This is a genomic window from Kribbella sp. NPDC104218, assembly GCF_055584105.1.
In genome coordinates, this window is the sequence record NZ_JBVJMQ010000002.1 from 1,386,077 (window position 1) to 1,399,495 (window position 13,419).

At 65.1% G+C, this 13,419-nt stretch carries 10 protein-coding genes; 7 read left to right on the forward strand and 3 right to left on the reverse strand.

The genetic code is table 11. The features are described from left to right. Positions 1-21: 21 nt before the first annotated feature. From ACZ6ZD_RS22330 to ACZ6ZD_RS22360, 7 genes are all read left to right on the forward strand, one after another. Positions 22-777, forward strand: a complete 756-nt coding sequence (locus ACZ6ZD_RS22330) for an SDR family NAD(P)-dependent oxidoreductase (RefSeq protein WP_465675022.1) — start codon at positions 22-24, stop codon at positions 775-777. A 23-nt stretch (positions 778-800) separates the two neighbouring features. Then, the gene (betC, locus tag ACZ6ZD_RS22335) at positions 801-2,369 is read left to right on the forward strand and encodes a choline-sulfatase (protein WP_465675024.1); all 1,569 of its coding nucleotides are present in this window, start codon (positions 801-803) and stop codon (positions 2,367-2,369) included. Next, complete coding sequence (locus tag ACZ6ZD_RS22340) at positions 2,366-3,244, forward strand: SMP-30/gluconolactonase/LRE family protein (RefSeq protein ID WP_465675026.1); 879 nt, start codon at positions 2,366-2,368, stop codon at positions 3,242-3,244. Before betC ends, ACZ6ZD_RS22340 begins: the two co-directional genes overlap by 4 nt. Before the next feature lie 24 nt (positions 3,245-3,268). Further along, complete coding sequence (locus ACZ6ZD_RS22345) at positions 3,269-4,513, forward strand: mandelate racemase/muconate lactonizing enzyme family protein (protein ID WP_465675028.1); 1,245 nt, start codon at positions 3,269-3,271, stop codon at positions 4,511-4,513. Between the two features lie 82 nt (positions 4,514-4,595). Then, positions 4,596-5,237, forward strand: a complete 642-nt coding sequence (locus tag ACZ6ZD_RS22350) for a GntR family transcriptional regulator (RefSeq protein ID WP_465675030.1) — start codon at positions 4,596-4,598, stop codon at positions 5,235-5,237. A 104-nt stretch (positions 5,238-5,341) separates the two neighbouring features. Then, positions 5,342-6,814 carry a glycoside hydrolase gene (locus tag ACZ6ZD_RS22355; RefSeq protein WP_465675032.1) on the forward strand — a complete coding sequence of 491 codons (1,473 nt, stop codon included), beginning with the start codon at positions 5,342-5,344 and terminating at the stop codon, positions 6,812-6,814. A gap of 121 nt (positions 6,815-6,935) precedes the next feature. Next, positions 6,936-8,156 carry a sugar ABC transporter substrate-binding protein gene (locus tag ACZ6ZD_RS22360; RefSeq protein ID WP_465675034.1) on the forward strand — a complete coding sequence of 407 codons (1,221 nt, stop codon included), beginning with the start codon at positions 6,936-6,938 and terminating at the stop codon, positions 8,154-8,156. Between the two features lie 130 nt (positions 8,157-8,286). On the opposite strand, the gene ACZ6ZD_RS22365 is transcribed toward ACZ6ZD_RS22360, so the two are convergent. From ACZ6ZD_RS22365 to ACZ6ZD_RS22375, 3 genes are all read right to left on the reverse strand, one after another. Beyond that, entirely contained in the window at positions 8,287-9,060 is a 774-nt protein-coding gene (locus tag ACZ6ZD_RS22365) for a FadR/GntR family transcriptional regulator (protein WP_465675036.1), read from the reverse strand. A gap of 141 nt (positions 9,061-9,201) precedes the next feature. Then, positions 9,202-10,986, reverse strand: a complete 1,785-nt coding sequence (locus ACZ6ZD_RS22370) for an alpha/beta fold hydrolase (protein WP_465675038.1) — start codon at positions 10,984-10,986, stop codon at positions 9,202-9,204. Positions 10,987-10,991: 5 nt separating this feature from the next. After that, positions 10,992-13,289 carry a M4 family metallopeptidase gene (locus ACZ6ZD_RS22375; protein ID WP_465675040.1) on the reverse strand — a complete coding sequence of 766 codons (2,298 nt, stop codon included), beginning with the start codon at positions 13,287-13,289 and terminating at the stop codon, positions 10,992-10,994. Positions 13,290-13,419 lie beyond the last annotated feature (130 nt).

The window sequence follows — 13,419 nt, forward strand, 5'->3', positions numbered from 1 at the left end:
CTCTTTCACCCCGAGCCCGTCGTGACCGTAGCGGTAGTCACCGGTGCGGGCGGTGGGATCGGCGCGGCGATTGCCCGAAAGCTGGCACAGCGCGGACCGGTCGTCCTGGCCGACCGCGACCGGACCGCCGCCCTGCAGGTGGCCGACGAACTGACTGCACAGCATCTCACTGCGGTCGGAGTCGGCGCAGACGTCACATCGGCGTCGGACGTCGACAGAGTCTTCGCCTGCGCGCGAGATCTCGGTCCGATCAGTGTGCTGGTGAACAACGCCGGTACCACCTCGATGTCGCCGCTCCATGAGCTGTCCGAAGCCGAATGGACGGCGGGCCTGTCGGCCTGCCTGACCCCCGTTTTCCTGTGCACGCGTGCAGTGCTGCCGGACCTCTTGCACCAGGGGGACGGAGCGATCGTCAACATCGCTTCGGTCCATCAGCGGGTCGCCAGGCCCGGACTCGCCGCGTACACCGCCGCCAAAGGCGCCATAGTCGCCCTGACCAAACAGCTGGCCGTCGAGTACGGCCCTATGGGCATTCGCTGCAATGTCGTCTCACCCGGATGGATCCGCACGCCGTCCACTCAGAGTCGCCTCGCTGCTGGTGACGAGGCTGCCTTGCTGGCCGGACACGCCGCCACCCGACTTGGACTACCGGACGACGTCGCCGGCGCCGTCGCCTACTTGACGGCGCCGGAAAGCAGCCTCGTCAACGGCGCCGAGCTCGTCATCGACGGCGGATCCACCCTCATCGCAGGGGTTCACGTGCTCCGCCGGAAATAGCCGGCATCGACAACAGGATTGCCATGGAGAAACAGTTGCCTGCCGCTACCGTCGCCGCTGCTCGAGCGACCACCCCGCCAAACATCGTCGTGATCATGACCGACCAGCTCATCCCCATGCTGACCGGCGCCTACGGTCATCCCGTCGTCCGGACGCCGGCTCTGGACCGACTGGCGAGGAGTGGTGTCCGCTTCGACGCTGCCTACACTCCAGCGCCACTGTGCGCACCTGCCCGAGCCAGTCTGATGACCGGTATGTACACGTCGACCAACCGGGTGTTCGACAACTCCGCGCCACTCGGGTCGGATGTTCCGACCTTCGCGCACCACCTCACCAACGCCGGTTACGACTGTGTGCTCAGCGGCAAGATGCATTTCGTGGGGGCCGACCAGCTGCATGGATTCCGGACCCGTTTCACCACCGACATCTACAACGAAGAGTTCGGCAATCTCGACAATCGGCCGCCCTGGACGCTGGCTCGCGAACCAGAGCGGTTCGACCCGGCCGAGGGCGGCGCCGGAGATCATGCTCGCTGGTACGTGTCCGACAATGTCCAGGTCGGCCGTTGGCATCATCATCTCGCCTACGACGAGCAAGCACATCACCATGCCTTGCAGTACATCCGCGCCCGCGCTGCCTCAGGAGCGACCGACCCCTTTCAGCTCACCGTGTCGTACCACCATCCTCATGAGCCATTCTGGCCGCCCCGTGAATTCTGGGATGCGTACGCCGACGCTCCCGTGGAGCTCCCCGAGCTGCCACCCGATCTTGCGCAGCGCTACTCGGCGATGGATCGATGGCTCAACGCCAGTCACGGGGTGCATCGCCATCCGGAGCTCACCGACCCGGACAGCCTGCGGACCGTCCGCCGGGCCTACTACGCCCAAGTCAGCTACGCCGATCACAAAGTCGGTGAGATCATCGCAGCGCTCGAAGAGACCGGGCTGTGGGACAACACCGCGGTGATTTTCACCAGTGACCACGGCGACATGCTCGGCGAGAAGGGCATGGTGCAGAAACGGATCTTCTACGAGTTCGCCAGCCGGGTGCCGCTGATCATCCGCCTCCCGGGTGACCAGCAAGCCGGAACAACAGTCTCCGAGCCGGCGAACCTGGTCGATCTCCTGCCCACCATGCTGGATATCGCAGGGGTACCCGAGCATCAGCGGACGCCCTGCGACGGAGTCAGCCTGTTGCCGCTCATCGACGGCAGTAACGGCGAGCCGAGAACCACCTTCTCGGAAGAGCACGTGGAAGACGTCGCCGTTCCGTGCGTCATGGTCCGTCGCGGGCGTTACAAGTACATTCACATTCACGGAGTGGACGCCCAACTGTTCGACCTCGATGCCGATCCCGGCGAGTGGAACAACCTCGCCGGCCATCCGAGTCATGCGGCGGTCGAGCCCGAGATGAAGGCGGCGATTCACGAACGGTTCGACCTGGACGCCATCGAGAAAGACCTACGGCGCAGTCTTCGGGCGCGTCTGGTGATCAAGGCAGCGATGGAACGCACCGGTACCCGTTGGGATCACGACCCGGCACTCGATCCCGGGCTCGATGCCCTGCGGCAGTACCTCGTTGATCCGAGATGAGTGCGCCCCGGCTGCTCCCGGCAGAGGTTGCCCTCGACATCGACGCAACCTTGGGAGAATGTCCGCTCTGGGACAGCTGGTCCGGCCGGCTGTTGTGGGTGGATATCCCACACGGCCGAGTACATCGCTTCGATCCGTCCACCGGGACCGAGCAGGCATTCACCGTGGGTACACCGGTCGGCTCGGTCGCTACCAGGGCAGGCGGTGGACTGATTCTCGCAGTCCGAGCAGGGTTCGCCGAGTCCGGTCCAGACGGCGAGCGCCTCACAACGATCGCCGAGGTGGTGCCGGATGCAGAGCTGCGGATGAACGACGGGCGCTGCGACCCAGCCGGCCGTTTCTGGGCCGGTACAGCCGCCGGCAACGGGAGGCGTGGTACTGGGCGCCTGTTCCGCCTCAACCCCGATCGCACCGTCACCGTGGCTCTTGAAGGCGTGTCGACCTCGAACGGGATCGACTGGTCCCCGGATCGTAGGTCGATGTACTACGCCGACACCCCAACCGGCGGTGTGGATGTCTTCGAGTTCGAGCTGTGCTCGGGAGAGATCGGCCACCGACGCCGCCTGATCGACATCGATGGCGGCCGACCTGACGGCCTCACCGTGGATGCCGAGGGCGGCATCTGGGTTGCGATCTGGGACGGCTGGGCCGTTCGCCGATACACCCCGGACGGGCGCCTCGACACCGAGATCCAGCTTCCGGTACGGCGTCCGACCAGCTGTGCTTTCGGCGGCAACGCCCTGGACACCTTGTTCATCACGACTGCACGGCACGGCCTCAACGCCGGCGAACTCGCGGCGCAGCCGCGAGCAGGCAGCATCTTCCACGTCGCGCCAGGTGCTACCGGGCTCCCCCCGACACCTTTCGCCGGCTAGCAGCGAGGTCCGACCAGATGTTTGATGCATTCGGCTTTTCGTATATCGTATTTCTTCACTGCAGAGTTCGGAGGCGAACAGGTGAGGGAAGTACCGGGGCAAGGTGACCTGCCACGCGTGGTCAGGGTGGAGGCGATCCCACTCGTTGCCTCGTTTGCGAGGTCGTATCCGACCGGCGCAGTTCCGGAGTGGCTGGTCCATCCCGCCGCGAGCCACCGGACCCTGCAACGTACCGGCCAGTTCAGCACCTTGGTCGTCGTGACAGCCGAGGACGGGACCCAAGGGATCGGCGAGTGCTACGGCCTGCCGAGCCCGGCCGTCACCGCGACCATCGTGACCGAGATCATCGCTCCCCTGATCATCGGCGCCGATCCGATCGGGGTGGACTCAGCCTGGACGACGGCATTCGGCGCCATGAGCGGCGGCGGCCACCTGCGCGGCTTCTACCTGGAGGCGATGAGTGGTGTCGACATCGCCCTGTGGGACCTACGCGGCAAGTTGCTCGGCCTCCCGATCCACCGGCTGCTGGGTGGTCCGCACCGAACGCTGATCCCCGTCTATGCCAGCCCGGTCCCCCTGCGGACCGAGCCGGCAGAATCGGCGGAGATGGCGGAATTCTTCGTACAAGGCGGCTTCCGGGCGCTGAAACTCAAGCTCGGTCGCGGTCTTCGGACCGATCTGACCCACGCCACCGCGGTGCGCGAAGCCATCGGGCCGGACGTCGATCTCCTGGTCGATCTCAACTGCGCCTATTCAGCCGACGTCGCCCTGCGCGTGGGACTGGCGCTGGCCGAGCTCGGGATCACCTGGTTCGAGGAACCCGTCGCGGTGGCCGATCTCGCCGGCTACCGTCGACTGCGTCGGCAGCTGCCGATGAGTCTGGTCAACGGAGAGACGCTGTTCAGCCGGTTCGACTTCCGGGACTTTCTGACCGCCGATGCCGTCGACGTGATCATGCCCAACGTGGCACGAGCCGGGGGCATCTCGGAGTCGATGAAGATCGCTGCATTGGCCGAGACCTTCCATGTCGACATCGCTCCCCATGGAGTCGGCTCTGCCATCGGTGTGGCCGCCGGCCTGCACCTGTGCGCGGCGATTCCGAACTTCCGGATCTACGAGTTCAATCAGCTGCCGAACCCGCTCCGGGACACCATCACCTCGAAGCCCTTCCAGTTGTTCGGCGGCTGTCTACCGGTTCCTCAAGACCCAGGCCTCGGCATCGAACTCGACTGGGACCGGGTCGATGCCTTCAGGACCCACCCGACCTGACCACGAGCGGCTGCGGTCGGACTGCGAAGTGCGGAGCATCGCCTACGATCGGCCCATGAGTTCGGGTGATTGGGCAAGCAGGGTGCAGCCGCCGAAGAGCAAAGCAGAACTGGCCTACGACGCCCTGCGGTCGGCAATCGGCTCCGGCGAGCTCCGCCCGGGCGAGCGGATCAACATGGACGATCTGGCTCGCACCATGGGAATCAGCAAGATTCCGATCCGGGAAGCCATCAAGCGACTCGAGTCCGAAGGCCTGCTGTCGGCGCGAATCCACGCCGGCGTGGTCGTCGCCGAAGTCGACGAGACGGAGATGCGGGGCGTCTTCCTGGCCCGGCAGGCCATCGAGAGTTTGGTCGGCCGACTGGCAGCGGAGCGAAGCGAAGGCCAGACCATCGAGGAGCTCGAGGAGCTCCAGGCCGGCATGCGCACTGCAGTCGACAACGGAGACATCGACCTGCTGCCGGAGCTGAATGCGGACTTCCATCGGGCGCTGGCCGCCGCGACCGGCTACCGAATCCTCACAGATCTCGCCGAACAACTACTGATGACGGTCCGCCGATACCGCGTGACAACGCCTGTCGAGCGGAACTGGCGCTCGGTCGTCGACGAACACGAGACCATTCTCGGCGCATTGCGTGCCGGCGATCCCGATGGCGCGGCGGCGGCCTGCGGCTACCACGTCCTGTCTCAGGCCGGACGCGAAGCGCGGCGTCCGACACCCTGACTTTTCTGCGCCAGGATCGCGGAGTCTGCCGTATCCGAATTTTCGTATATCGGATATTCTGGGACTATCCCTGGAAGTCGCCAGCTCAAAGGAGACGCCCCTCCATGACTCCGACCAGCAGAAATCCTCGCCCCAGCCGCAGAGTGCTCCTCGGTAGCGCCGCCGCCGGTGCCGCGTCCAGCGTCATGCCCTTCGCCGGCCTCCTGGAGGCCCGTGCCGCCGTCGCCGGCGAGTACACACTGCGATTCGACAAAGCCCGTAAACAGACGATCCTCGGTCTGGGTTTCGAGATCCAGTCGGACTCGATCGGCTCCGGCAACGTCGGACTGCCTGACGAGGTCTCCGGCGTGCCCTACGACCTGACCGAGGCCGAACGCACCCGCTTCTACCAGCAAATGCTCAAGGGCGGCGGACCGAACCGTGGATTCCGCTACTGCCGGTTGGCGATGGGCCTCTACTATCGCGGACTTGACCCGACTCGCAGGTTGATGCGGGACCGGTACCCGGGCCAGGCCGCACTGCTCGCCGACATGCTTCGACGAGGTGGCGTCGAAGGTATGGCCGTCGAGTACTGGTCGCCGGCACCCGCCTGGAAGAGCAACGATGCCTTCATCGGCGGTCGACTCAGATCGTCCCAGCCGGCCTTCCTGTCCGATTTCGGCGATGCGGTCGTCAGCGACCTCGACTATCTGACCAGTCAAGGCGCCCCGATCTCGATGTGGGGACTGCAGAACGAGCCCCCGCTCGGGCCCCAGAAGTATTCGTCCTGCAGCTATACGGCAGACCAATACCTCAAGACCTTTGCAGCCGTCGCGCCGAAGGTCCGGGCCAAGTATCCCGATGTCCTCATCCACGCCAACAGCTGGGACGGCTGGAAGGGGGCACTCGGGCGCGCCGTCGCCAACGACCCGGCCGCACTCCGGTACGTCGACGCCTGGACCTTCCACCGGGTCGGTGCCAGCAGCAACGAGCAGATCAACACCGACTTCACCTCCGGGGCCCGCAACAGGCCGGTCTTCAACAACGAGTTCGAGTACCTCGACCGCAACACGACCGACGACCGCACACTCAACACAGCGCAGTCGATCATGAACTGGATGACCTTCCAGGACTCTCCCTCCTGGTTCTGGCTGCACGCACTCAAGCCGACGACCAACTCGGAGGCCCGCGGGTTCTCGCTCGGCTTCTGGCGCCCGCCGAGCGATCGGGACTTCTCCCGATTCCCCGACCTACCGGCCCGGCACTGGACCTGGAACCCCCAGAACTGGAACGCCATCGCCGGATTCGTCCGCTACATGCCGTGGGACTCGGTCCGCTACGAAGTGGACGAGTCCACCGTGCTGCAGAATCAGCGCATCATGGCCTGGAAGGCTCCGGACGGCAAACCCGGCTTCGTCATCACCAACCGATCGGCCACCGAGAGCTTCACCTACACAGTCGACACCCAGACCGCCGGTTCATTCCAGGGCCGCCGCTACGGGCCGGCGACCAACAACCAAAACGTGGCCGCCAAGACCGGCCCGGTACTCACCATCAACGTCCCGCCGCGCTCCATCGAGTTCTGGATCCGCGCCTGACGGGCAATGACAACTCCCAGCCGGCGCATCGTTATACGTATGACCTTGACCCCGTCATGGCCTCTCGGAAGTATCAGGGACAAATTATCCTATAGGATATTAGGGAGTTCGTGTAATGGCCATGCGTTTGCCGACAGCCTCCACGATGATTGCCGGGCTTGCCACCGTCGCTCTCGTGGCGACCGGCTGTACGACGAAACCCGCCGACTCCGGCTCTGCCGGCGGCCCGAAGGACGACGCCTCCACCGGTTCCAGCTCGGGACCGGTCACGCTGAAAGACGGTTCCCAGGTCAAGCTAGCGCTGATCCCGGGCGGCGCACACCCCTATTTCCAGCCCTGGAAAGCCACCGCGGACGTCGACAAGGCCGACTTCAAACTCGGCGACGTCACGTTCAACGAAACCGGCGAGTGGGACCAGGGCAAACAGAACAACGTGATCAACTCACTGGCCGCCCAGGGCTACAACGCGTTCGGCATCTTCGGCGTGTCGCCGACCGATATCAACTCCACCTTCGAGGACCTGAAGGCCAAGGGGTTCGCCGTCGGCTCACTGGCCTCCTGCCCGGCCGGTGACACGAACTCGGCCGACTTCTGCCTGTCCACGGATGTCGAGGCGGCGGCGTACAAGGCGGCCAAGGCGACGATCGAGGCGATCGGCGGCGAAGGCGCGATCGTGCACCTGACCGGGAACAACGTCGACTCCAACACCCAGCGCCGGATCGCCGGTGTGAAGAAGGCCGTCGCCGAGACCAACGGCAAGGTCACCGAGCTGCCGGTGATCACCGATATCGACAAGGACCTGTCCACCGCGCAGAAGGCAGTCGCCGACCTGCTGGCATCCAAGGGCAAGGACATCAAGGGCATCGTCACGACCGCGTACAACCCCGCGGTGGCCGCGGCCGACGGCGTTGCCTCGAGCAAGCTTCCGATCAAGGTGGTCGCGATCGACGACGACGCGAAGATCCTGTCCGGGATCAAGTCCGGCGGCGTCGCCGCGACCGTCACGCAGAACCCGGTCGGTCAGGCGTACGTCGGCGGCTGGCTGCTCGCGTTGCTGCAGTCCAAGCAGTGCACGATGAAGACCCCGGGCGTGATCGTCGACTCCGGCTCGTTCGTCGTCACCAAGGACAATGTGGACACGTACGACGACGAGCGCAAGGCGAAGACCAAGGAGCTCGAGACCGAGTTCGCCAAGCAGTGCACGATGAAGACTCCGGGCGTGATCGTCGACTCCGGTTCGTTCGTCGTCACCAAGGACAACGTGGACACGTACGACGACGAGCGCAAGGCGAAGACCAAGGAGCTCGAGACCGAGTTCGCCAAGCAGCTGAGCTGCCAGTGAGCGCAATCAGGACGATTTCAGAAGGGAACGCGTAACTCGGCTGCAACGGCAGCCGTTACACCACATGCCGGAGAAAACCCGGCCGTGGAGGAGCCGGCACGGGACCGCTTGTCCACGGCCGGCCTCTCCCTCAACGACTCTGCCGGAGCTTTCCGGCCGCTGGGGTTGCCGAGCCCTTTGCGGGCCGCAGTCTCCGGCGATGCCAAGAGTCGACGATATGCGCATCCATGGCGGCAGCAGCCTTTTCCGGCTCACCCGCCGTGACCGCCGCGCAGACCGCCCGATGAGCCTTGGTCGAGAGTTTGCGGTCCCTGATCCCGGAATCACCGATATAACGAAAACTGCGATACGCCTCGATGGTCAGATTATGGATTATCGCCCGGCCGAGTCGATTCCCGGAGGCAGCCATGATTGCGTCGTGGAATGCAATATCTGCCTGCTGATACCTCGCGGCGTCGTCCTCCGCGGCCTCCAGGTCAGCCAATCGCTGCGCGATCAGCTCTCTCTCCTCGACGGTCGCGCGCTCAGCTGCCTGGCCGGCCATTTGTGACTCGAGGCATCTCCGGACGTCGACGAGATCCTCGAGAATCTCGTTGGCCGCGTCCTGCTTGAGGAGCGCGGCCAACACAGTCGGGTCGAGCAGGTCCCACTGATGAAACGGCTGAACCGTCGTCCCGTGCCCCTGTTGGACCCTGATCAACCGCATCCGCTCGAGGGCTTTGGACGCCTCCCGGATCACGGTCCGGCTCACGCCGAAGGTCTCACACAGCACAGCCTCGACCGGAAGACTCTCCCCCACCGGGATCTCTCCGGCCACCAAACGGTCGACCAGGTCTTCGATCACTGCGACGGCTAGCCGTTGTGGCCGCGGCGGCCAGGGCAAGGTCGACTTGGTCAGCGACATGCGGCCAGCATACGTCACGTGTTCTTACATACTCCGGGATCCGATGACGACGCTCAAGGTATCTGCTCACCGAACGACAGCGGGGCAGTGGATTCCCGATGGAAACCACTACCCCGCATGGCGCGTGAAACAAGCAGCTGTTTATTGCGCGAAGATCGACGTGCCATTCGCCTTGGCAATCAGACCACGCAACTTGGCGCGGGCTGCTGCCTGGGCGGGTGTTTCGTGGGCTGTGGTGGGCTGCGCGAACCGGCCGGACTTCACCGGGCCGTCAACCGGATAGATCCGGTCCTCGCCCGGCAACGGCAGACCGCGGCAAACCACCTTGCCGGGATTTTTCCCGGTAGTCAGAAAGGTCAGGGTCAGATTGTTCACGCAACTGTTCGGCTGGGCCGCGAACTGTCCGTGCCCCACCTGGCCATCGATCGAAATCATGCCGACGCCCGGAGTCTCGGCCACCGCGGCCGCAGCCAACTCGTACGACGTCTGCGAGTCGAACTCACCTTGTACGACCAGGAGCCGGGAAGCGACCGAGGCAGGAACCTTGGGCAGTACCTGAGTGGGTGGTTCGTTCCAGAAGCCACAGACCTCCGAGAGCCCGTAGCGCCAGCCGATGATCGGCCACTTCGGCCCCTGGACATCGCTCAGTCCCTTCAGCTCCTGCGCGTCGGGATGGACTTGGTCGTTACAGGCAATCGCGAAGCGCGAGTACAACGGGAAGTCAACCAATGTCTCGGCGGCGCCGGTCTCGCTCTCGGCCGTGGCCTCGCGGATGCCCGCGGCAACTTTTGCGCGCTCGGCCGGCGTCAGCAGGCTCTGCGAAGGCCGCTGTGCCGGCCGAGTTGCCTCGCGGAGCTCGGACAGAATGCCACCGAGGACCTTCCACGAGCCGGGTTCCGCGAGCTGAAGCATCATCAGGCTGTCGAGATTGTCAGGCGACCGGCCCGCAGCCTGCACCCGGGCGCGAGCCAACTCGTAACTCAGCTTGCCTTCCCTGACCGTACCGAAGAGTTCGGGAAGCTCCCGGACGAGGTACGGCAGCAGAATCTCGTCGAAGTTGCGCTGGACGATCCGCGGGAAGTCCTCGAACGAGGCCTGCAGCCGCCCCTGCCAGTTCGTGGACGAGTCGAGCACCATTCGCCCGGCCGAAGTCGGGAACAGCGCCGCGTACTTCGCACCCAGCCAGCTGCCGTAGGAGAACCCGACGAAGTTGAGCTTCTTCTCGCCGAGCAGGACACGCACCAACTCCATGTCGTGGGCCGTCTGCCACGTCGTGATGTAGCGGTGCAGAGGATTCTTCTGGCAGCTCTCGGCGATGACCTTGCCGGTCGTCTGCTGTTCGACGATGCTCTCCGCGGACCGATCCCGAGCGTCCAGGACGCCGGTGGGAAACCGATCGACATCGATCGAGCAGATGAACGTATTCTTCGGGTCGTTGCTCCCGGCCGCTTCGAAGTGTTCGGCCTGGACCGTACCTCGTGGGTCCATGTCGATGAGGTCGAAGAGTTCACCCAGCGCAGGCAGCCCGATGGCCAACTGAGCGCTCACGCCTCTGCCGCTGGATCCTGGTCCGCCTGGGTTGGTGAGAACGGCGCCGATCCGCCGTGCGCTGTTCGCGGCCTTGACCCGCGCGATGCCGAACTTCAGATCGGTTCCCGCTGCTGGATCGGCCCAGTCTCGTGGGGCAGTGACCTGAGCGCACTCGGTCTTGGGTCGTCCAGCCGGCAACTGGTCGTCGATCAGGCACGGAGTCCAGACCAGCGTCTGCTGTGCATAGGATCCGCCGAACGGCACCGGGAGCTTCGGCGAGTCCGCTACTGGTCCTGCTGACACTGCAGGCAGGCCTACACTCGACAATGCGATGGCAGCTGTGACAGCCGCGATCCTTCTGACATCCCTTCGAACACGTAACATGCGTGCCTCCACGGCAATCACCTCGAGCAGGTGTAGATAGTGGCGTTGTCGAGCCACCAGTGAGCAGATGTCTCACCGGCAGCGACCTCGCCGTGTTCGCTCCACCGCAACATCACCTGCTTTCCAGCCAGTGACGACAGATCCACTCGACTGGTCTCCCAGCCACCGGAATTGCGATGCCATCCCGGAGCCGGATTGCCGAGCGGCGATTCGACGGTCGGGCCATTGGTCCACGGCAGACCGGCGGCGTCCTTCCACGTCTTGCCGCCGTTGACCGAGTACTCCATGGTCCCCAGCCCGGTGCGGAGACCGATCCCGAAGAAGCCCGAGAAGTTGTAGGCATGGGTGAAGCGGAGGTAGGTCCTGGGGGCGGCAATTCGGACGGCTTTCGCGGTCTGCAGACTGATGGAGTCGTCCGAGTCGCTGACTCGGCCCATCATCGAGTCGTCACCGTCGCGCGAGTACGCGGTCGGTACCACCGAGTCCGCGAGGCTCTCCGCTTTGCCGAGCACCCAGCCGGGACCACGCTTGATCTTGCCGTCCGGGTACTTCGCGAAGCTGGTGTGGAAGAGCTCGGCGGTCCGGCCGCCCGCCGTGTCGCAGACCGGAGACTGTGCCGGTTTGCCGACCGCAGGTTCCAGGTCCATCTCTGTGGCCTTGAGCGCTACCTCCACCTGCGCACAGTCGGCAGCGGTGGTTCCCCGGACGGAGGCACCTGCCAGTTTGCCGCAGGTGGCTCTGAGCGCCTGCGCAAGGTCGCCGTAGTCGGAGCCGGTTGTCAGGCTCTTCTGCGCACCGTGCCACAACGCTTCGGAACGAGGCAGACCGATACCGGTGAGAGTCTGCCCGTTGAACGTCCCGCCGTCCGCTATCAGGTACGCAGCCTTGTTCGCGACCCCGGAATTGAAGTGCACGCCGCCGTTGTCGGTGAAGTCTCTGTCTTCGGCCCAGTTGGGGCTCCGCATCCGGTCCGGGTCACCGAACTTGGTGGGGTCCGACATACTTCGCAAGGCGCCGATGATGGAGCCTTCACCGATCTGCCAGCGGTTGGCCGGGGTGTCGTCGGCGGATCCGTTGCCCAGGTCCACGAACTCACCGAGGATGTCCGACATCGCCTCGTTGATCGCTCCGGACTCCCAGACGTAGGCCAAGTTCGCGGTGTTCTGGGTGACACCGTGCAGCAGCTCGTGGGCAGTGATGTCATCGGTGCCGAAACCGTCACCGAAAGCCATCTGCTCTCCGTTCCAGAACGCGTTCTGGAACGGGCAGACAACCAGACAGACCCGTACGGTGGCCCGGAGCGCCTTCCCTTTGCCGTCGCCGTAGTCAACCCCGATCAGCTCGGTCAGATCTGTGCCGAGCTGATCGAACATGGACGACGTGTCGCCGAAGTAGTCGTAGATCTGGTCGACTTCCGCGACTCCTGACGCCGGCTGCCCCTCGGACCTGGTCACCGCAAAGGCCCTGCCGCACCGCACGTCTTCGCCGCCTTCGCGGAAGACTCCCCCGTTGGCGTCACAAATCGCGCGATTCAGGTGATTGTTCAGATTCCAGGCCAGCAGCACCTGCCCGGTGGGCGCGTGCACGACCACCTGCCAGCGAAGATGCTCGGCGCCGGTGACCTCGTACACGTAGGTCGGTACGGCGATCGAGTCGCGCTGCCGGCTGATCAGGCTCGGGTCGAACCACCGCGGCCCGACCAGCTCGGCCGACAGCACGGCGTCCTTCTGCTCGCTGCGATCGAGCACGGCTTTCAGCGCGGCCCGTTCTGCATCTGCTCGCTTGGGCTCAGCTTCACCGGCCGGCGGAAACACGCCGTACGTTGCCAGCGCGACCTCGCCATTGGCCGACTCCAGCGCCCCGGACCGATCCAGGTGGCTGACAAGTTCGCCGCCGAAGACAGGGACGCCGTCCACCACCTGTTGGAACCGGACTTGCGCGCCTTGCGGACCGAGGATGCTCTTGCCCACAACGAGGTCGGAACTGCGAGCGCCGAAGTACGGTGCAAGCTCTGCCATCTGCGCCGTTGCCACCGCTGCCGCGTCCGGCTTGCTGACCGCAGAGCGGCCGGCCTTCGAGCTCACCGCGGTCGGCGGCTGCAGCGGAACCGTCGGGCGGACTGATTTCGCGCGACCCGCCGCATCTCTCTTGGCGACCAGGCCTGGCGGTCCGGCGATCGGCGTCACGAGCGTCCTCAACTGCGGGACGGCGGACGGCTGCTGAGCGGCAGCGTCGCGGCCCGCGTGCCCTGGCACTGTCAGGGTGAGTGCGACTGCGCCGGCAGCCAGGCCGGCCAACCATTTGATGGGTTTCACGGGTGTTCCTCTCAGTCGGGCTATCGTCGGCGGACCTCGAGACGGGGTTCCGAGCGATTCCTGTACAGCACCGCGTCTCATCGGCCGGACGTCGCCCAGCTGATCAACTACGGGCAGGCAGGCCCTCCCG